General features: G+C 42.7%; 18 protein-coding genes. 2 read left to right on the plus strand and 16 right to left on the minus strand.

The window, feature by feature from the left end:
• Positions 1–50 precede the first annotated feature (50 nt).
• From WKT08_RS06700 to tsaB, 6 genes are read right to left on the minus strand one after another with little or no spacing between them, the layout of a single operon-like run.
• Positions 51–968, minus strand: a complete 918-nt coding sequence (locus WKT08_RS06700; protein ID WP_225305912.1) for a hypothetical protein — start codon at positions 966–968, stop codon at positions 51–53.
• Between the two features lie 37 nt (positions 969–1,005).
• Positions 1,006–1,551, minus strand: a complete 546-nt coding sequence (locus WKT08_RS06705; protein ID WP_023919203.1) for a hypothetical protein — start codon at positions 1,549–1,551, stop codon at positions 1,006–1,008.
• Between the two features lie 51 nt (positions 1,552–1,602).
• Positions 1,603–2,691 carry a hypothetical protein gene (locus WKT08_RS06710; protein WP_225305913.1) on the minus strand — a complete coding sequence of 363 codons (1,089 nt, stop codon included), beginning with the start codon at positions 2,689–2,691 and terminating at the stop codon, positions 1,603–1,605.
• 20 nt (positions 2,692–2,711) lie between these two features.
• Positions 2,712–3,722 carry a tRNA (adenosine(37)-N6)-threonylcarbamoyltransferase complex transferase subunit TsaD gene (gene tsaD, locus WKT08_RS06715; protein WP_023919206.1) on the minus strand — a complete coding sequence of 337 codons (1,011 nt, stop codon included), beginning with the start codon at positions 3,720–3,722 and terminating at the stop codon, positions 2,712–2,714.
• Positions 3,712–4,149 (minus strand): ribosomal protein S18-alanine N-acetyltransferase, encoded by a 438-nt coding sequence (gene rimI, locus WKT08_RS06720; RefSeq protein ID WP_003008861.1) that lies wholly within the window; start codon positions 4,147–4,149, stop codon positions 3,712–3,714. The genes tsaD and rimI overlap by 11 nt, the downstream gene beginning before the upstream one ends.
• Positions 4,146–4,829, minus strand: a complete 684-nt coding sequence (gene tsaB, locus WKT08_RS06725; protein ID WP_257738765.1) for a tRNA (adenosine(37)-N6)-threonylcarbamoyltransferase complex dimerization subunit type 1 TsaB — start codon at positions 4,827–4,829, stop codon at positions 4,146–4,148. The genes rimI and tsaB overlap by 4 nt, the downstream gene beginning before the upstream one ends.
• Positions 4,830–5,121: 292 nt before the next feature.
• Between tsaB and WKT08_RS06730 the strand changes: the two genes are divergently transcribed.
• Both WKT08_RS06730 and rnjA read left to right on the plus strand, forming a co-directional pair.
• Positions 5,122–5,352: a DNA-directed RNA polymerase subunit epsilon gene (locus WKT08_RS06730; protein ID WP_021153967.1), complete on the plus strand. Its 231-nt coding sequence runs from the start codon at positions 5,122–5,124 to the stop codon at positions 5,350–5,352.
• A 3-nt stretch (positions 5,353–5,355) separates the two neighbouring features.
• Positions 5,356–7,038 (plus strand): ribonuclease J1, encoded by a 1,683-nt coding sequence (gene rnjA / locus WKT08_RS06735; RefSeq protein WP_003008868.1) that lies wholly within the window; start codon positions 5,356–5,358, stop codon positions 7,036–7,038.
• A 252-nt stretch (positions 7,039–7,290) separates the two neighbouring features.
• On the opposite strand, the gene glnA is transcribed toward rnjA, so the two are convergent.
• From glnA to WKT08_RS06785, 10 genes are all read right to left on the minus strand, one after another.
• A complete protein-coding gene (gene glnA, locus WKT08_RS06740; RefSeq protein WP_023919214.1) occupies positions 7,291–8,637 on the minus strand; it encodes a type I glutamate--ammonia ligase in 1,347 nt (448 codons plus the stop codon).
• 39 nt (positions 8,638–8,676) lie between these two features.
• Entirely contained in the window at positions 8,677–9,036 is a 360-nt protein-coding gene (locus WKT08_RS06745; protein WP_003008872.1) for a MerR family transcriptional regulator, read from the minus strand.
• 67 nt (positions 9,037–9,103) lie between these two features.
• A complete protein-coding gene (locus tag WKT08_RS06750; protein ID WP_003008874.1) occupies positions 9,104–9,637 on the minus strand; it encodes an FUSC family protein in 534 nt (177 codons plus the stop codon).
• Between the two features lie 268 nt (positions 9,638–9,905).
• Positions 9,906–11,105 (minus strand): phosphoglycerate kinase, encoded by a 1,200-nt coding sequence (locus tag WKT08_RS06755; protein ID WP_003008876.1) that lies wholly within the window; start codon positions 11,103–11,105, stop codon positions 9,906–9,908.
• 202 nt (positions 11,106–11,307) lie between these two features.
• Complete coding sequence (locus tag WKT08_RS06760) at positions 11,308–16,098, minus strand: endo-beta-N-acetylglucosaminidase (RefSeq protein ID WP_340280978.1); 4,791 nt, start codon at positions 16,096–16,098, stop codon at positions 11,308–11,310.
• A gap of 234 nt (positions 16,099–16,332) precedes the next feature.
• Complete coding sequence (gene gap / locus WKT08_RS06765) at positions 16,333–17,343, minus strand: type I glyceraldehyde-3-phosphate dehydrogenase (protein ID WP_023919220.1); 1,011 nt, start codon at positions 17,341–17,343, stop codon at positions 16,333–16,335.
• A 279-nt stretch (positions 17,344–17,622) separates the two neighbouring features.
• On the minus strand, positions 17,623–19,704 hold the full coding sequence (gene fusA, locus WKT08_RS06770) for an elongation factor G (RefSeq protein WP_003003071.1): 2,082 nt from the start codon (positions 19,702–19,704) through the stop codon (positions 17,623–17,625).
• Positions 19,705–20,023: 319 nt separating this feature from the next.
• On the minus strand, positions 20,024–20,494 hold the full coding sequence (gene rpsG / locus WKT08_RS06775) for a 30S ribosomal protein S7 (RefSeq protein WP_003003105.1): 471 nt from the start codon (positions 20,492–20,494) through the stop codon (positions 20,024–20,026).
• Between the two features lie 19 nt (positions 20,495–20,513).
• Positions 20,514–20,927 carry a 30S ribosomal protein S12 gene (gene rpsL / locus WKT08_RS06780; protein ID WP_003003125.1) on the minus strand — a complete coding sequence of 138 codons (414 nt, stop codon included), beginning with the start codon at positions 20,925–20,927 and terminating at the stop codon, positions 20,514–20,516.
• Between the two features lie 205 nt (positions 20,928–21,132).
• Positions 21,133–21,669, minus strand: coding sequence for a hypothetical protein (locus WKT08_RS06785; RefSeq protein WP_070665654.1), 537 nt, complete (start codon positions 21,667–21,669; stop codon positions 21,133–21,135).
• Positions 21,670–21,685 lie beyond the last annotated feature (16 nt).

Genomic DNA, 21,685 nt, shown 5'->3' on the forward strand with positions numbered 1-21,685 from the left:
ACTAACCTGATCAAATCCAGCTTTCTTCTCCCAACCTTCCAGATGAGGCTTTACTCAGCCAATTCACCACCTTTTCCATTGTAGTATTGTTTAAACTCATCATAAGAACGAATTTCATGTTCTTGACCATCTATTGAGTACCGAGCTTCAATTTTTACACCAGGTAAGGTGTCCTGTCCTTTAGGTGCAAACCAGTGAAGAAGAGTATCAAACCATTCCTTACTACTTAACAACTGTAATCTAGGTTCAATCCAGTACTCACCACTCAACATTTTCTCTTTGAATTCCGGATAAATTACAAATAAATTGATATCTGTATTTACATTCTTAGCCTGTTTCTGAAATTTAAATCCTGCTTGAAGGTCAAAACCGGTATTCTTATCGATTAATTCCATTAAATTTGTATAGTCTATTATTTTTTCCTTAACTGCACTGCCCTCTGGGATGGCATATTTGCTATAGTATTTCTGTTCATCCAACTTGTAATAAATATTTTTCCCATTTCCAATACTACGTTCCATTGCGCTACGAGAATCAAAATAGATTAGATCTACAACACTTACTCCACTATTAACATTTATTTGATAATCATAAATAAAGGCTTTTGGTGCTGTCTTACGAATCTCATCTAAAGCATTTACGGTTGTTTCTTTAAAATGATTGTCAATCTCGTAATATCGGAATCCGACATACTCCCATTTTATTCTGTCATCGGTTTTTACATAGTCAAAACCAACCAGATACTTCCCATCAACCAAGGTCAGATCCTTACTCAAAACAAATTGATTTTTCTCACCAAATAGCTGAACATCCTTGAGATTCCCTTCATGAATGATTTTTGTTGAGCTAGGTCTCTTTTCGATAGGTTTTTTCTTAGTCTCTGAAGGTTTAAAATAAAACACCAAACCAACTATAACACCCAATATGAAAACCAGTTTCAAACTTAAAATTTTTTTCAATACATCCACCTACTTTTCAAAATCCTCTTGACCATCAGAGATTTTCTTACTTACCATTTTCCACTTCTTGAGATATGATCTCTATCATATAAGGCCATTTGGATAATTGGTAATCAAATTTAAACATAAATATCACTAAAAAACTAATGAGCAAAAAGAGGACTGCAATGGTTTCATTGCCAATCACAAACAAAAGAATCGCGGCTACAGTTAGGAGTCTAAAAAGATTAAGGATACAGGTGAAGTACACCCTTCGTCTCTTCAAGGACCTGATCAATTTTTTTCCTTGATCCTCCTCTAACTTGGATGGCTGTAATTTCAGACTCGCATGGTAATATCGAATGATCCACGCCGCAAGAAAGTAGGAGAAGACACCTAAAATTGGAATCGTTCCAAGTCGTACCAACTGATTGTCAAATATTCCAGCCTCCGCTAATCCATCCGAAATTTTGTTGATAATAAATAATGTAATAGGGAGCAGTACATAAGACCAGTAGTTAGGAGAAGATGTCTCTTCTAGTATGACTTTTTCCTCCCAATCAAAATGGAAATTCTTGTTCTCCCATATTCCTAAATTAATCATTGTTTGCATAACAACCTCTTTTTCACTCTCCTTGTATGTTTTCTAAAAATTCTCTCAGTATCAATATGAAAAAGATTTACCGTTATAATACTTTTGAATCTCGTCGAACTGAGAGATTTTCGTATCCTTATTTTCTATACTCAGTTCTTTAGGTAGGTAAGCATGATCGTACACAGAAGAACCTAATTTAAGAAATTCTGATTCAAGATCTATCAATTCTTTTCCATTCGTAATGGCACCATTCTCAGAATTGATCACTTTATACGCAAAACCTTCTGGTTTTGAAAAGAGTTTAAATGCTGTCGGATAAGATGCTCTTAAATTGATATCCCCTTTGAAAGATTTTTCCTTCCAAAAATAATTATCAAACGGAAGAACTCCAGCAGTGTAGCCTTTACGGGTAGAAATGGAGAGATACACTCTATTTTTCTCATTAACTTCTTCTTCCGTTATTTCTTTATCGATTTTAAGGGTTTTAAGATTAAGCAAGAAATAACGTGACTGAGTTTGCTTCATAATTTTAATGATAGCGTAGTCATTCCCATTCATTTTTCGAAGAGTAGGGAAAGGACTATAGAGCTCAAAATCATCGTTTTTTACATACTCCACCATCATCTTCCAAAGATCGACTTCCTTTCGTTTCGCCTTACTCCCTGTCAAATCATAAATCTCTAAATGGGCAAATTCATCTGATTTCATTTTTTTCGATGGAATAATACCTCTTACTCTGTTCCTTTGTCTAACCAAATAATTAGAGTTCACCTCAACCCAATCTGATGAATCAGGAGACTTCAAAGATTTCTTCCGTTCTTTTTCATCAAACTTCCATTCGACCACAAGCCCATTTTTTGCATGGATAAATTGAAAGTCTTTAATATCAGATTTCGCATTATAGACCGAGAATTCGTAAGACTCTTTATCTTTGTCACTTTTTTCAATTTTCTTTTTTGATTCACATCCTGCAACCAGTAGCAAACAGACAGCAAAGACAAGAATCGTACCAATTCTATATTTATAGCTCTTCTCTTTCTTCATATCTATTCTCTTCCACCTCAGTTTCATTCCTTCTATCATACCGAATTTTCTTTCACCTCGCAAATCCGCTACTAGTTGGTGAGATTCCAGCAAAAAAGCCATTGGACCTTGCACATCCAATTGGCTCCTTTTTCTTATTCAATTCCTTCAAAGGCCAAGCTTGGTTTGGCATTGAGGTCCCAGCCTGCGAAGTTTTCTTTGTTCCATTCACTAACGCTAGCATAGGCAATCATCCCTGCATTGTCCCCGCAGAGACGCAGAGGCGGAATGATGACCTTAACATCCGTGATGTCAGAAGCCAAGCGTTCACGGAGACCTTGGTTGGCTGCGACCCCACCCGCAACGACTAGAGTCTTGACTGGATATTTCTCCAAAGCCTTCTTGGTCTTGGCCATGAGAATGTCTAAGACGGCTGCTTGGAAACTCGCTGACAGGTCCGCATTAGAGAGACTTTCCCCTTTTTGCTGGGCATTGTGGTGCAGATTGATAAAGGCCGATTTGAGCCCTGAAAAAGAAAATTCCAGATTGTCTTCTTTGATCATGGCCCGTGGAAAATCATAAATATCAGCCCCTTGGTGGGCTAGCTGATCAATCTCACGTCCTGCTGGATAGGTCAAGCCCATCACGCGCCCGACCTTGTCATAAGCCTCTCCTACAGCGTCATCACGGGTCTCTCCGACGATCTTATAATCCCCCGCTTCACTGACATAGACCAACTCGGTATGTCCTCCACTCACCAGCAAGGCTAAGAGCGGAAATTCTAAGGGCTCGACGCTTTGAGCGGCCATCAAGTGCCCCGCCATATGATTGACAGGAATCAAAGGAAGGCCGTGCACCCAGGCAAAGGCCTTAGCTGCAGCCAAGCCGACTAAAAGAGCCCCAACCAGGCCTGGGCCGTAAGTAACGGCTACAGCAGTGACCTCGTCTTCTGTGATGCCGGCTTCTTCTAGGGCTTCTTCAATACATGCCGTGATGACTTCCACATGGTGACGAGAGGCTACCTCAGGCACTACTCCACCAAAACGCTTGTGACTTTCGATTTGACTGGCAATGACATTGGATAAGAGTTGGTCGTCATTTTTCAAGACAGCCACGCTGGTCTCATCACACGATGTCTCAAAAGCCAAAATATATCTATCTTTCATTTGGGTTCCTCTTCATGATCACGGCATCCTCTATCGGATCGTGATAGTAGTTTTTCCTCCGTGCAATTTCTTCAAAATGCATTTTTTTGTATAGGCCTTGGGCCGGTTGATTGGACACACGCACTTCTAAGAAAAGCTCTTTTTGGTCCGGCAACTGCGCGAGTAACTGCTGAGCTAGGCCTTGGCCTTGAAAGGCGCGCTTGACCGCAATCTGTAAGACCTCTGCTTCATAGAGAGTCTCTTGAATGGCGACAAATCCAAGGACTTGTCCTTCATCCACAGCTAGGAAATAGAAGATCGATTCCTGCTCTAAATCAGCTTCAATCTGCTCCAACTTCCAGGGACTAGCTTCATAGACATCTTCCATCACAGCGAGAATGGCAGCTGCATCCTGGACGCTCCCTTTCCTGATTGTTCCTTTCATCATAGGCGCTTGATGTAAGAGGTCGTTGTTTCCGTGTGGTCTTTGAGCCAATTTTCCTCTGCTTCGACCCGTTTGAGATAATGAGGGACGAAATCATGGAGGCTAACAGGCGCTTGTTTGAGACCGAGACGTCCGATTTTCACTGCATCTGGCAAGGTTTCATAGTAAGTAGCCCTTGGCAGGCTAGAGGCAATCTGCTCCTTAAAGGCCGTGACTTCTCCGACAAAGGTGACCTGCTCACTTGTCGCTGCACGCTCTAGGACTTCCTCAAATGGAAAATGCCCTTCTGGTGTGACCAGCTGATCATTTTGGTAAAAACCTGCATAAACGTTGTTCCGACGGGCATCCATGACAGGAACTACCAAACCTTCTAGATCTTCCGGCACTAGGGCTAAGAGGCTCGAAACCCCGATCAATTCAATCCCTAAAGTATGAGCCAAGGTCTTTGCGGTTGCGACCGCAATGCGCAGCCCAGTGTAACTCCCAGGACCTTCTGCCACCACGATGCGGTCCAAGTCCTTGGGTGTCAAGTCGATCTGTTGCATCAAAAAATCGATGACCGGCATCAAGGTGATACTATGATTTTTTTTAATAGTTAATGTTGTTTCTGCAAGTAGAGCCTCATCTTCTAAAATCGCTACAGAAAGAGCCTTACTCGAGGTATCAAATGCTAATAATTTCATTTCCTACTCCTCTTGAACTGGATTATATTATACTACAAATTCCCTTCAAATCCCAGCGAAACTCTCCTCTAGAACGCAGGATTTTCCTATCCAAAACTGCTCAAAAGCTTCTCTATTATAGGTCTTTGCCTCTCTGACTTTTCCAGTCTATCTTTTACTTACAGGCGAATTTATGATATAATGATAATTAATTGTATCGAATCAGGTCCACTGGTTGCGAGTAGGAAACTCTAGTGATTGCACTCCTCCGTAGCTAACAAATAGACCGAAATAATGAAAGGAAAATTACTTCATGATTTACAAAGTTTTTTATCAGGAAACAAAAGAACGGAACCCTCGTCGTGAAACGACGCATGCACTTTATCTCGATATTGATGCACCGAATGAACGCGAAGGACGCATCCAAGCACGTCAATTGGTTGAAGCAAACACAGATTTCAACATTGAATTTATCACACCACTTTCTGAGCAACATCTTGCTTACGAGAAAGAGTCAGGTGCTTTTGAACTAACGGAGTACTAATCCATGGCTTATACCTTAAAACCTGAAGAAGTTGGTGTATTTGCCATTGGTGGACTTGGAGAGATCGGAAAAAATACCTACGGGATCGAATACCAAGATGAAATCATCATTGTCGATGCCGGGATCAAATTTCCAGAAGATGACCTCCTTGGGATCGACTATGTAATCCCAGATTACTCTTATATCGTTGACAATATCGATCGCGTCAAAGCGGTCCTCATTACCCACGGGCACGAAGACCACATCGGTGGGATTCCTTTCCTTTTGAAGCAAGCCAATGTCCCTATCTATGCTGGGCCTTTGGCGCTTGCCTTAATCCGTGGAAAATTAGAAGAGCATGGTCTTCTTCGTGATGCTAAACTCTACGAAATCAATCAAAACACTGAGCTTCAATTTAAAAATCTTAAAGCAACCTTCTTCCGTACGACTCACTCGATTCCAGAACCTTTAGGGATTGTGATTCACACCCCTCAAGGAAAGATTGTTTGTACCGGAGACTTCAAATTCGACTTCACACCTGTTGGTGAACCAGCTGACCTCCATCGCATGGCAGCCCTTGGAGAAGAAGGCGTTCTCTGCCTACTCTCAGACTCAACCAACGCAGAAGTCCCAACCTTTACCAACTCTGAAAAAGTGGTTGGCCAATCCATCATGAAGATCATCGAAGGCATCCACGGGCGCATCATCTTTGCTTCCTTTGCTTCGAATATCTTCCGTCTCCAACAAGCTGCCGAGGCAGCTGTCAAGACAGGTCGTAAGATCGTTGTCTTTGGACGCTCGATGGAAAAAGCCATCGTCAATGGAATCGAGCTTGGCTACATCAAGGTCCCTGCTGGAACCATTATCGAGCCAAATGAGATCAAAGACTATGCGGCCAATGAAATCCTGATCATGTGTACAGGAAGCCAAGGAGAGCCAATGGCAGCCCTCTCTCGGATTGCCAACGGAACGCACCGCCAAGTGCAACTCCAACCAGGAGATACCGTGATCTTCTCTTCTAGTCCGATTCCTGGAAATACAACCAGTGTGAATAAATTGATCAATACGATTTCTGAAGCGGGTGTCGATGTCATTCACGGGAAGATCAACAACATCCATACTTCTGGACACGGGGGGCAACAAGAACAAAAACTCATGCTCCGCTTGATCAAACCAAAATACTTCATGCCTGTCCATGGTGAATACCGGATGCAGAAGATCCACGCAGGACTTGCGCGTGATTGTGGAGTAGAAAAAGACAATATCTTCATCATGAGTAATGGTGATGTCCTCGCTCTTACAGCTAACTCTGCTCGGATCGCAGGAAGCTTCAATGCTCAAGATATCTATGTCGATGGAAACCGCATCGGGGAAATCGGGGCTGCTGTTCTTCGTGACCGGAGAGACCTTTCCGAAGACGGTGTTGTGCTTGCTGTTGCGACTGTTGACTTCAAATCGAAGATGATCCTGGCTGGACCAGACATCTTGAGCCGTGGTTTCATCTACATGCGTGAATCAGGAGATCTGATTCGTGAAAGCCAACGCATTCTCTTCAATGCTATTCGTATCGCCTTGAAGAACAAAGATGCCAATATCCAAACTGTCAATGGTGCGATTGTTAATGCCCTTCGTCCATTCTTATACGAGAGCACGGAACGTGAACCTATCATTATCCCAATGATTCTCACACCAGATGACGAAAATTAAAAAAACAACCAGTTGAGACCACTGTTTCAACTGGTTTTATGATGACTTTTTGAGGATCAAAAAGAGGCTGGGACAAAAGTCCTAGCCTCTCAATTGTTTTTGGATTGTCGAGCAAGACACAGTGGTTGAGTGGGCTCTACTACGCTGATTTCATCAGCTTTTACAGCCCTACTCAACTGTGCGGAGGTGGGACGACGAAATCGAATTCTAACGAATTACCGATTTCTGTCCCACTCTCTTTACTCTTGTTTCTTAATAAAGATCTAAATAGTTGTCTACTTCCCATTGAGATACGAAAGTCGCATAGCTTGCCCATTCGATTCGTTTGGCTTCAAGGAAGCTGGTGTAGATGTGCTCACCCAAGGCAGCTTTTACCACTTCGTCTTCTGTCAAGGCTTTCAAGGCATTGTGAAGGGTAGAAGGGAGATCTGTGATTCCAGCTGCTCTACGTTCTTCTGGTGTCATCACATAGATATTTTCTTCGATCGGAGCAGGTGCTTCGATTTTATTTTCAATACCGTGAAGGCCGACTTCAAGCAAGACTGCCAAGGCTACATAAGGATTGGCCATTGGGTCTACGGAGCGTAATTCCAAACGAGTTCCCATACCACGTGATGCTGGCACACGTACCAATGGGGAACGGTTGCGACCTGCCCAAGCGATATAAACAGGTGCTTCATATCCAGGAACCAAACGTTTATAAGAGTTGACGGTTGGGTTGGTCACCGCTGTAAAGTTATATGCATGCTTGATCAAGCCACCCAAGAAGTGATAAGCTGTTTCTGACAATTGCATGCCACGTGGATCTTCTGGATCAAAGAAAGCATTGTTGCCATCTTGGTCAAAGAGAGACATATTACAGTGCATACCTGATCCGGCAATTCCAAATTTTGGTTTGGCCATAAAGGTTGCATACAAGCCGTGTTTACGGGCGATGGTCTTCACAACGAGTTTAAAGATTTGGATCTTGTCACAAGCGCGGAGAACTTCGTCATACTTAAAGTCGATTTCATGCTGACCAACGGCTACTTCGTGGTGACTGGCTTCTACTTCAAAGCCCATCTTGGTCAAGACATTCACGATTTCACGACGAGTGTTATCCGCAAGATCTGTTGGAGCCAAGTCAAAATAGCCACCTTTGTCGTTTACTTCAAGAGTTGGATCTCCATTTTCGTCCAACTTAAAGAGGAAGAATTCTGGTTCTGGTCCAAGGTTAAAGGATTTGAAGCCAAGTTTTTCCATATGACGAAGGGCACGTTTCAAGTTGCCACGTGGGTCTCCTGCAAATGGTTCCCCTTCTGTCGTATAGACATCACAGATCAAGCCAGCTACGCTACCATTTTCATCTCCCCAAGGGAAAACTGTCCATGTATCTAAATCTGGGTAAAGATACATGTCTGACTCGTTGATACGGACAAATCCTTCGATAGAAGAACCATCAAACATGGCTTTGTTTGAAAGAACCTTGTCCAGTTGCTCATCGGTAGCTGGAATTTCGACGTTCTTCATGGTTCCCAAAATATCAGAGAACATCAAGCGAATAAAAGTAACATTTTTTTCTTTTACTTCACGGCGAATATCTGCAGCAGTAATTGACATTTTTGTCTCCTTAAAATAGATTACAAGCTTATGAAATGATCAACGAAATTGACCATATGGCGATGGGGAAGATGTGAAGCGACTTTGCTGAAGAATGTCACGATGAAGAGCCTTACGGATCTCTTCTTGACTGACAACCTTGGTTTGCTCTTGCTCTTTTTCCGCATATTTCTTCTTAATATCCGCAATATTGAAGCCATCTGAGATATAATCTTTGATCTCAAGCAGGCGGTCCATATCGTCCAACGAATACATGCGGCGATTGCCTTCTGTCCGATCAGGAGAAATCAATCCCTGATCTTCATAATAACGAATCTGGCGAGCTGTCAAGTCGGTCAGCTTCATAACACTTCCAATTGGAAAAACTGCCAGCGAGCGTCGTAATTCCTTTTCCTTCATACCATTCCTCTTTCTATTCTATTATATCGAAAAAAAAATCTATGTCAAGATTAAATGTTATATAATCTTACATAGGTTTTTTGTGTTTCTTGAGAAAATCGCGAATGCGATCCACATCCGAATTGACCAAAATCGCAACGAAAACGCCAATAAAGGTCTCAAATATTCGGGCAAAAACATACAAGAAGGTTTCTCCGTTAGGAATCGAGAGGGTAATGATCAGCATTGCCGAAACTCCTCCAATAATTCCTGCTTTGTTATTCATAGCGACATTTGTCATAATGGTTAACATGGTCGCAATGGGTACAAAAATAAGAGTCACCCAATACGCCCCATGAAAGAGCGTTTTTAAAAGGAAGAACAATACAGCATAAAAACCTCCGATACTGTTGCCCATGACACGCGAAGCCCCAAAGTGGACACTCTTATCAAAGTCTTCCCTCAAACTAAAAACAGCTGTCAACGTCCCGATCTGAAGGCCTCGCCAGCCAAATATTCCAAAAATAAGTAGTACAATAAAAACGGCAATCCCTGTTTTAAAGGTTCTCATCCCCAAACGGAATTTGGACCAATCAAATTTGTGTCGTTTAAAGTAATCCATGGTCACCTATCTTTCTATTTCTATTATTCTACCATATTTTCAGAAAGGAGAGAACAGATATAAATAGAAAGAAAAAAGAGAGCGGGACAGAAATCGGTAATTCGTTAGAATTCGATTTCGTCGTCCCACCTCCGTACAGTTGAGTAGGGCTATAAAAGCTGATGAAATCAGCCTAGTAGAGCCCACTCAACCACTGCGTCTTGCTCGACAATCCAAAAATAATTGAGAGGCTAGGACTTTTGTCCCAGCCTCTTTCATTCTATTTAGATTATTTGTCTGTAAGAGCAGCCAATCCTGGAAGTTCTTTACCTTCAAGGAGTTCCATAGAAGCACCACCACCAGTAGAGATCCATGAGAACTTGTCTGCACGGCCAAGGTTGATCGCAGCAGCAGCTGAGTCACCACCACCGATGATTGATTTAACGCCTGGTTGTTTCACGATAGCGTCCATCACACCGATTGTACCAGCTTGGAAGTCAGGGTTTTCAAATACACCCATAGGTCCGTTCCATACAACTGTTTTCGCACCAGTCAATTCTTGGTCGAATTTAGCGATTGATTTAGGACCGATATCAAGACCAAGGAATCCTGGATCTACTGCTTCACCTTCAGTGTCTTTCACTTCAGTGTAGTCAGCAAATGCGTTCGCTTCTTTTGAGTCAACTGGCAAGATCAATTTGCCGTTTGATTTTTCAAGAAGAGCTTTCGCCACATCCAATTTGTCTTCTTCTACAAGTGAGTTACCGATTTCGATACCTTGTGCTTTGTAGAATGTGTAAGTCATCCCACCACCGATAAGGACTTTATCAGCTTTTTCAAGCAAGTTTTCGATAACACCGATCTTGTCAGATACTTTAGATCCACCAAGGATAGCTACGAATGGACGTTCTGGAGCTTCAACTGCTTCTTTGATGTAAGCAATTTCGTTTTCAAGAAGGAATCCAGCAACAGCTTTATCAACGTTTGCAGAGATACCAACGTTAGATGCGTGTGCACGGTGAGCAGTACCGAAGGCATCGTTTACGAAAATACCATCTCCAAGTGATGCCCAGTATTTACCAAGTTCAGGATCGTTTTTAGATTCTTTCTTGCCATCAACATCTTCGAAACGAGTGTTTTCAACCAAGAGAACTTGTCCATCTTCAAGAGCGTTAACAGCTGCTTCCAATTCAGCACCACGTGTAACACCTGGGATAAATTTAACTTCTTGACCCAATTTAGCAGCCAAGTCAGCAGCTACAGGAGCAAGTGATTTACCTTCTTTATCTGCTTCTTCTTTTACACGTCCAAGGTGAGAGAAGAGGATTGCACGTCCACCTTGTTCAAGGATGTACTTGATAGTTGGAAGAGCTGCAGTGATACGGTTATCGTTAGTGATCACGCCATCTTTTACAGGAACGTTGAAGTCAACACGAACGAGAACTTTTTTCCCTTTCAAGTCAACGTCTTTAACAGTCAATTTTGCCATTAGATATGACTCCTTCTTTTTTTAATACATGATAATTATATCACAAAAGCTGTAAAAGAGGTAGAAAAATCCAATGCTTTTCCCCTCTAATTCACAGGATCCGAACGACACTTCTAAATACAAGATCAAACCTCTCTGGTTTTCACCAGAGAGGTTTTTTGAGAGTGACTTTTTAAGTGAACGAAAGAATCCTGTAAAAGACTTACTCTTCTTTCTTCTTACCAGCCAAGAGGAAGCTGCCTAAGGCTGCTAGGAGAACAGCTTCAGCTGCATAGGAAGCTTCTAGGCTTGCCGTATTTGGCAAGTGTTCCGATTGACTTTCTTTGCTGGCATCTTTTGTTCCTTGCTGAACTGTTGGCTGTGAGTTCGCTCCTTGGTGGGCACTTAACAACTGATGGATCTCTTGATCGACCATATCCTTGTGTTCTTCCTCCTGATGACCCGCTTGAGTAGAAGTCGTTGGGGCCAACTGATCCACTTGAGAAGACTCTGTAGGCTTCAATGGATTAGCTGGATCCGGAGTTACTGGGGCAGCTGGTTGGACTGGTTGATTTGGTTGAGCTGGTTGAACAGGCTGATCAGGTTTAGCCGGTTCCTCTGGTTGGATCGGTTGATCTGGTCCTTCCGTTTGTGCTGGTTTATAGACAATCGCATAGTGAGTAAAGTGAGGAGCTGTAAAGATGACTACATCTCCAACTCTCTCAAAGGCCAAGGATTGAGGAGCTTGACCTTCTGGGAAGAAGAGAACTTGCTCCACTTCTTTATCCTTATCCACAGGGATTTTCACAAGGGATGGATGGTGGGTATCAATATCTTGACCGCTGGCATCCACGCCTTCAATATCAAAGACGATTCCTTCTCGACCCTTCAGCTCTTCTTTTTCTGCCTGATTGGCTTCAACTTTTGCGACTTTCAGTCCTTTGACAACGGTTGGCTCTAAGTTGGAGAATTGAACTTCGACTCCAGTCGCAGGGTCTATAAAGACCGCTGGCTTATCTTCTTTCAGGAGCGCAATCAAGGTCTCTAGACCTGTCTTAGCTGTTCCAAGCGCTTCAGGAGTGAGCTCTGAAGAAGCTAGGAGTTCTTTATTTTTCTCCAGGAGTGCCTGCAAAGCGTCACCAGAAGGGTGATTTGGCTTGCTTGCTAATAGAGCGGTCGCTTCAGTTGTTAGGGCAGAAAGAGCTTCTTTTTCTTTTGTTAGATTGGCTTGACCATCCAAGGCTTTCAAGAGAGCGGTCAATTGGTTCAACTGCTCATTGACTTGATCTTGTGTGCTGGTATCATGCTCTTTCAAGACTTTTTCAGAAGCAACCATTCCAGCTAGCAAAGCTTCTTTGACTTCAGGAGTCGCAAAAGTAAAGTCTACTTTGGCTTTTGCAGCTTCAGCTTCAGCCAATTTTTGCTTAAGGTATTCATCGTTGAGAGCTGGTTTTGGATTCACGAGGACATCAAAGCTTGTGCTAGCTCCTTTGTAATGGACCGTGATGGTTTGACGACCTTCCTTAGTCGTATCAAAGCCAGTTACTTCCACACCTTCATCTGTCAAGGCATGCGTTTCGGTCGTTTCATCTTCAAAGACGACTGTAAAGCGTCCGCCTTCTTTCTCCAATGCCTCTCCGACAATATATTCCACTTTTGGTTTGTCGGTCAATTCTAGACCAGCAACTGCTTTTTCACCTGCTTCTTCTGCACTGACCACAAAAACAGTGAGGGTCTTATCCAATTTCTGACCAAGGTAAGAGACTTCTAGGTGTTGTTCTCCCAGCTTGCTACTATCAAATCCATGAATCTCTACACCTGAGTTGGTGAGGTTGACCAGCTGATCTGCTTGGCCATCTTTATAATGAACGCGGAGAGTTGCCCCTTTCAAGGAAAGGGCATCGCCTTCCCGGTAGACCTTCTTGGTCAATCCATCTTCAAATTGAAGTCCCGCAATTTCTTTATCATTCTTTGGAACTTCGATCGCCAAAACATTACTGATATCTTTACCAGGAACTTGCGCGCGATAGTAAAGAAGAGACGGGGTTGATTCAAAAGCCAATGGTTTAAAGATGAGATTTCCAGCTTGATCGGCTGTCATAGTCGCAATTGGACTAGTGGCTTCTTTATCGGCATAAAGAGTCAGAGTAGTATTAGCTGGAACATCTTTGAAACCGACTTGGACAAAATGATTACCTAAGTTTTGCGCTGCAGCATGTTTCATCGAGATGTTGACCGTTTCAGTATCCAGACTTTCATACATCTTCCAGTTGTAAATCCGGATGGCTTGCCATGGGGTGCCGTTATCTGCTGTAATGACATGGAGACGCCAGTCTTGAGCCTTGATCGGATGATCCAGTGTAATGTCAGATACATGGGCTTTATTGCCACGAACTTCCTTGGCCAATTTCCACTCACCGGCTTCGTCCTTGTAGTAAAGGTCGAAGTCACGGGTATTCATCTTGCCATCATCGACAGATTCTCCACCAGCACCAGCATGGTCCATCACCCAACGAACAATGGTTCGAGGTTGTGTCAAGCGGATATCGACGGTTCCACTCAATTGAGCAGAAGACCATTTATCTGAAAGACTGGTAATGGTCCCATTTAACATGCCTTCAATGCCTTCACTACCATCCGCATCTGGGAAGCTCGAACCGATCACTTTGGCTCCAATGACTACGTTTGGCGCTAAAGCTTTTGGTAGACTGGTATCTGACACGGTCATGCCCCAACCAAAAGCTACAGTTCCCGCATCTGAACGTTGACCATTCTTTCCAACTGCCACAACCTTGAGTTCCTGAGTGGTTCCTTCAGCACTTGCTGAACGGCTAACTTTTGGAAGATAGACGGTTGTCGCAGAAGACCCTGTTAAAAGACGCCAGTTGTCGCCATCTTTTTCATAGACTTCATAATAATCCGCATCTGCTACCCCTTTAAAATTGAGGACTGCTTCTGCTTCTTGCGCATTTTGTAGACGTTTTGCCCGAACGGATACTTCTGCTGGAGTAGCTGGTTTCTCTTGGTTGGACGTAATCGACAATTGGCCGAGATTAAATTTGTAGTCTTTAACATCCGTATTATGGTCAAAGAACATCTTCACAGCATAAATGGTCTTGCCAGCCAAACTTCCCAAATCAAAGGTTTGAGTAGACCAATCCGCACTCGGTGTCAATTCTTTCCATTCGTATTCAGAGTAGTCTTCTTTGGTGGCAACAGCTACCCAGGCAGTAGCTCCGATCCCACCTTTATGACTGACGCTCAATTTTGTCGTTTCTGTCACAGGAATCTTGGTCGAATAGAGCATGACATTTTGACTGCTATTGGCTTTTAAATCTCCTTCGAAGGCTAGAGAATTTCCTCCATTGTAGGCTTGATCAAAATCATAGTGGCCTTTCAATGGCGTACTATCTTCACTATGCTCTACCCACCAACGCCAGGTCGGAAGGTAGCCAGAAACAGAACGGTAGTTCCATTCCCCTTCTTTAGAAATCTTGCCATCGACAAACCAGTGTTTTCCGTGACCAGTATTGAAGGAAGTATTGAAATCTTCACTTGTAATAGGAGTTTTGTCCACTACTAGATTGGACATACCGTACCAAGATTGGTCTGCTGGTTTTCCTTTAGTCGGATCTCCTTGGAAACCTGTCCAGAATAGATCTTCATGGGTATGGTATCCTTCTCCAGTCTTTCCTAGACCTGTAATGGTATCTGGCGCATAAAGACCAAGAGATAGACGCAACTTGCCATGTTCATCTAAAATGGCATTCCAGTCTACATTAGTCTTATAAGAGCCTCCTTTTTGGAGCTCAAGTCCAGCTAGAACATCATAAGGATTCCGATGAATCCATTTGGCTGTACTGATGGAATAATCCACTTCTGATTTGCCCCAGTTAAAGTTAGCAAAGAAGGTATCAACTGGATTTTCCCCATTTTCTGGCTGCATGAAATTGTAGTTGTATTCTCCCAGCGCATTCTCATGGTAACGGCCATATTCATAGGTCATAGCATCATACCAGGAATACTTAATCGGATAGTTCAGACTCTTCGCATATTCCTTGGTATAAAGAAGAAAATCTCTCAATTTTGGCCCCAATGGTTCTACAAGATTTCCGGTTGTTTCTTGGTTGATAAAGTAACCATCAAAGCCATAGTACTTAGCAAGTTCAACTAATTTACGGGCGATCGGGAAAGTTTTAGAGCCTTCACTATCTTCTTTCAAGGTTTCTGCAAAATGTTCTTGATCCTTGATGCTGCTAGACCAGTTATAAAAGATTGTTCCATAAATAGGAACCCCATTTCGGTGTGCAGCATCGATCACATCTGCTGATGGAACCAGCCCTTCCCAAAAGACCATGGAATCCAAATATTGCCAGTAATCAAAAGCGTAGGCCTTAAATTCTTCCCCGCCGACAGACGCATGATCCTTGGCTTTGGAGTTCATGTTTGACAGTGCTTGGATCTTCGCTTCAGGGTTGGCTTGTTCGTTAATTTGCTTCCCTTGAAAACGACTCGCAAGTGGGACGCTTGCTCTGTTCATATCGTCATCCACTCGTTTTCCTGGTTCCCACTTCAAGAGATCGTCCCAGGTATCGAACTTAACTTCTTTGGGTCTTAATTGTTTTTCTTCATTGGTTGGTAAATCAGCCACTTTTTCTGCAGCAGCTTTCGGTTTTTCAGTCTCTGAAACTGCTGGATGATCTGTAGTTGTCGAGCTAGCTTCTGTACTTGTAGGACTAGCCTCCGGAGTGACCGCTTCTGCGGCTGGTTTTTCCGTTTCTGCAGAAGGTAAGGCCGCATCTGCAGTATAGACGCCAGCTTCTCTCACTAGATGATTGACGTCTTCGGTCGTTGCTGAAGAGCTTTCCAAGGGTTGTTCACTAGTAGAAACCGCCTCATCTGCAGAGACAGCGCCTGTTCCTAAAAATGCTAACCCAATCAATGCGGAGCAAACTCCCACACTGAATTTTCGTATACTAAATCGTTCTTTCTTTTCAAATCGATGACCTTTCATCTTGACCTCCTTGTATGGTTTTTTTCTTTTTCTTGAGCGATTTCCATTGGCTCCTTTCTCCACGACCTGTAATCGCTTTCATTTTCTTGTATTAGAAATCTCCAATCAAGAATAGGATACCCTAATCTATTTAGCACTGTCAATCTATTTTATCAATTCCTATAATATGATGAGAAAGCCCTAAAAAAAGTACAAAAAAAGAGGAGGTTTCCCTCCTCTCATCATACGCATGAATTATTTAGCAATTTTTGCGAAGTATTCAAGAGTACGAACAAGTTGTGCAGTGTAAGACATTTCGTTGTCATACCATGAAACAACTTTAACCAATTGTTTACCGTCAACGTCAATAACTTTAGTTTGAGTTGCGTCAAACAATGATCCGTAAGACATACCTACAACGTCTGAAGAAACGATTGGATCTTCAGTGTAACCGTATGATTCGTTTGAAGCTGCTTTCATAGCTGCGTTCACTTCATCAACAGTAACGTTCTTGTCAAGAACAACTACCAATTCAGTAACTGATCCAGTTGGAACAGGAACACGTTGTGCAGCTCCGTCCAATTTACCGTTCAATTCAGGGATAACCAAACCGATTGCTTTAGCAGCACCAGTTGAGTTAGGAACGATGTTAGCAGCACCAGCACGTGCACGACGAAGGTCACCTTTACGGTGTGGACCGTCAAGGATCATTTGGTCACCAGTGTAAGCGTGGATAGTAGTCATCAATCCTTCAACAACACCGAAGTTATCTTGAAGAGCTTTAGCCATTGGAGCCAAGCAGTTTGTAGTACATGAAGCACCTGAGATAACTGTTTCAGTACCATCAAGAATATCGTGGTTAGTGTTAAATACGACTGTTTTAACATCTGATCCACCAGGAGCAGTGATAACAACTTTCTTAGCACCACCAGCATGCAAGTGTTTTTCAGCAGCTGCTTTAGTAGCAAAGAAACCAGTTGCTTCAAGAACGATTTCTACACCGTCGTTAGCCCAGTCGATTTGTTCTGGATCACGTTCAGCGGAAACTTTAATGAATTTACCGTTAACTTCGAATCCACCTTCTTTAACTTCCACAGTACCGTCGAAACGACCTTGAGTTGTATCGTATTTCAACAAGTGTGCAAGCATAACTGGATCTGTAAGGTCGTTGATGCGTGTAACTTCAACACCTTCTACGTTTTGGATACGACGGAAAGCAAGACGTCCGATACGACCGAAACCGTTAATACCAACTTTAACTACCATTCGTGATTTCCTCCTTATGAAAATCAAAAAAATTTTTTGTGAAAAGAGTAACTTGACACAGCGCCAAACATCTTTTAACAGTCTCTATTATATACTTTATTGCATTAAAAAGCAACTATTTCCCCACGAAAAGCAAGATTTATCATAGATCACTGCCTCTTTTATTAAAGTTTTTCACAAAGTCTTGATCGCTAGGAAAAGCGCTTTTTTACTTGTACTCACTTTTGGAACAAAGAAAAACTCTTCCCAAAGTGGGAAGAGTTTTTTAGCTTTGGTAAATTAAGCTTCACCTTTAGCTTTTTTAATGATTTCTTCTTGTACTGATTTTGGTACATCTTCGTAGTGGTCAAATACCATCATGAAGGTACCACGTCCTTGAGTTGCAGAACGAAGGACAGTAGCGTAACCGAACATTTCAGCAAGTGGCACATAAGCACGAACGATTTGGCTTGCACCGTGTGCTTCCATACCATCTACACGTCCACGACGAGCAGTTACGTGACCCATAACATCCCCAAGGTTTTCTTCAGGAACTGTGATGGTTACAAGCATCATTGGTTCAAGGATAGCTGGTTGTGCAGTCTTAGCAGCTTCTTTAAGTGCAAGAGATGCAGCGATCTTGAAGGCAGTTTCAGATGAGTCGACATCGTGGTATGAACCATCGTAAAGCTTAGCTTTCACGTCAACCATTGGGTAACCAGCAAGAACACCGTTCGCCATAGATTCTTGAAGTCCTTTTTCTACTGCAGGGATGAATTCACGTGGAACCACACCACCGACGATCGCATTTTCGAACTCGAATCCTTTACCTTCTTCGTTTGGAGTAAATTCGATCCAAACATCACCAAACTGACCTTTACCACCAGATTGACGTTTGAAGAATCCACGTGCTTGTGTAGAAGCGCGGAATGTTTCACGGTAAGATACTTGAGGAGCACCAACGTTAGCTTCAACCTTGAATTCACGTTTCATACGGTCAACAAGGACATCCAAGTGCAACTCACCCATACCAGAGATAACTGTTTCACCAGTTTCAGGGTTTGTTTCAACGCGGAATGTTGGATCTTCTTCAGCCAATTTTTGAAGGGCGATACCCATCTTGTCTTGGTCAGCTTTAGATTTAGGCTCAACCATCAATTGGATAACTGGTTCTGGAACTTCGATTGATTCAAGGATGATTTTTGCTTTTTCATCTGTCAATGAGTCACCAGTTGTAGTATCTTTCAAACCAACGGCAGCAGCGATATCTCCAGAGTAAACTGTTTCGATTTCTTTACGAGTGTTGGCGTGCATTTGAAGGATACGTCCGATACGTTCACGTTTACCTTTAGAAGTGTTCAATACGTATGAACCTGAATTCAAGACACCTGAGTAAACACGGAAGAATGTCAAACGACCTACGAATGGGTCAGTCATGATCTTGAAAGCAAGAGCTGCAAATGGCTCTTCATCAGATGCTGGACGTTCTTCTTCTTCGTCTGTATCTGGGTTTACACCCTTGATTGCAGGGATATCAAGTGGGCTTGGAAGGTAGTCAAGGACTGCATCCAACATCAATTGAACCCCTTTGTTCTTGAAGGCAGAACCACAAAGTACTGGGTAGAATTCAACGTTGATTGTAGCTTTACGGATACCAGCTTTCAATTCTTCGTTAGTGATTTCTTCCCCTTCAAGGTATTTCATCATCAAGTCTTCATCAGTTTCAGCAACTGCTTCAACCAATTTTTCACGGTATTCTTGAGCTTGTTCAAGGTATTCAGCTGGAATATCTTCTTCAAGGATATCTGTACCAAGGTCGTTCGTATAGATTTCAGCTTTCATCTTGATCAAGTCAATGATTCCGCGGAAGTCATCTTCAGCACCGATTGGCAATTGAATTGGGTGAGCGTTTGCTTGAAGACGGTCATGAAGTGTGCTTACTGAGTAAAGGAAGTCAGCACCGATTTTATCCATCTTGTTAGCGAATACGATACGTGGAACTCCGTATTCAGTTGCTTGACGCCAAACTGTTTCAGTTTGAGGCTCAACACCTGATTGTGAGTCAAGAACGGTTACAGCACCGTCCAAAACGCGGAGTGAACGTTGAACTTCGATAGTGAAGTCCACGTGTCCTGGTGTGTCGATGATGTTTACACGAGTGTCTTTCCATTGAGCTGTTGTAGCGGCAGATGTGATGGTGATACCACGTTCTTGCTCTTGCTCCATCCAGTCCATTTGTGACGCACCTTCGTGAGTTTCACCGATTTTGTGAATCTTACCAGTGTAGTAAAGGATACGCTCAGTTGTAGTTGTTTTACCAGCATCGACGTGAGCCATGATACCGATATTACGAGTTTTTTCAAGTGAAAATTCGCGTGCCATGAGGTTTGTTTCTCCTATATTTTTTATTTCTATATTCTATTATAACATGATTTAATAAAAACGGATAGGCAGGACCTACCCGTTCTCATTGTTTTCATGCTAAGTTTTGGTTCCAACTTGTAAGAAGAGTTGAATTGAACCCGGGCTAAAGTTAGTTAGCCGATCTGAGCTCAATTGAACCTGGGCTAAAAGCTCAAGTTAACTGATTTGAACCCGAGCGAGGCCCGGTGCAAAAAAGATAAACTGCTTTGTGTTCATCGAACACTGCATCAGTTTCCTATTTTTGCCTTGGGCCTTTGCCGCTCTTAGTATCATTTTCTTACCAGCGGAAGTGTGCGAATGCACGGTTAGCTTCAGCCATACGGTGAGTATCTTCACGTTTCTTAACAGCTGCACCAGTGTTGTTCGCTGCATCCAAGATTTCTTTTGCAAGACGATCAACCATTGTGTGTTCACCACGTTGACGAGCGATGGTTACCAACCAACGAAGTCCAAGTGTTGTACGACGTTCTGGACGAACTTCAACTGGGACTTGGTAGTTAGAACCACCGACACGGCGAGCACGTACTTCAAGTACAGGCATGATGTTTTCCATAGCTGTTTCGAATACTTCAAGAGCATCGTTTCCAGTAGCTTCTTTAATTTGTTCGAAAGCTCCGTAAACGATTGAAGCAGCTGTACCACGTTTACCATCAAGCATAACGCGGTTGATAAGACGAGTAACTAATTGTGAATTGTAAAGCGGATCTGGCAATACATCGCGTTTAGGCGCACGGTTTTTACGACTCATTTTTCTTTATCCCCTTTCCTTATGCTTTTGGTTTTTTAGTACCGTATTTAGAACGGCCTTGTTTACGATCGTTTACACCTGCAGTATCAAGTGCTCCACGGACGATATGGTAACGTACCCCTGGAAGGTCTTTTACACGTCCACCACGAAGAAGAACCACGCTGTGTTCTTGCAAGTTGTGTCCGATACCTGGGATATAAGCAGTTACTTCGATCAAGTTGCTCAAACGTACACGGGCAAATTTACGAAGGGCAGAGTTAGGTTTTTTAGGTGTCATTGTTCCAACACGAGTTGCAACACCACGTTTTTGTGGTGAAGAAACGTTTGTTTGAACTTTTTTATGACTGTTGTAACCAACGTTCAAAGCTGGTGATTTAGATTTTTCTACTTTTGATTTACGCGGTTTGCGAACCAATTGGTTAATTGTAGGCATCTACATTCTCCTGTGAAATTTTTTATTTTTGGTGATGGTACACTTGGTGACAGCTACCATCTGTGTGTACTTTTGCAACATTTGTCAGCACGTCCCTGTACACTCTTGAGAGACCAAAAGTAAAAAGTACCGTCTATTATTATAACATGACGGCACTTTGATTGCAAGATGTTTTTTTATTTTTTAAAGAAGTCGAAAAAGTTCATTATTGACCAGCTTCAGCAGGTACTTCTGCCCCTGCATCTGCAGCCGGAGCATACTGTTGTTGCTGTTGTGGTTGAACTGTCGCATTGGCTCCAGCTACTCCAGCGTTGGCATTAGCGTCTGTTTGAGTCTGCTGCGTTGCCGCTGTGTCACTCTCATAGGTCAGTCCATAATAGTTAGCGATGTATTGGATACGGGCATCAAGCGATTGCTTTTGAGTCGCATCTTTGACTTTCTTCACAGCAGCTTGGGCAGCGTTCACAGAATCTTGACTTGGGGTTGTTTCCATTTGAACGACTGCTTTTTCAGCAGCTTCTGTATTTTTCTTTTCTTCCTTCTTTTCTTTTTCTTCCTTTGTTTCCTTTTTCACTGGAAGGGAACCTGTTTTTTTAGCAGGTTGAATTTCTGTCGTTACCTGGGCAGCCGTATTCTTTTTAACGGTATACAAACCAGCTACCAATATAAAGGATAGAGACAGAACTGTCACCAAGCGAATCCACAAAGGGCTATTATCAAATCGATCTAAAATTCTTTTCACTTTTTGATCCTCCTTT

Origin of the sequence: Streptococcus sp. HCA-5024 (assembly GCF_037890265.1) — a bacterium.
GTDB lineage: Bacteria > Bacillota > Bacilli > Lactobacillales > Streptococcaceae > Streptococcus > Streptococcus lingualis.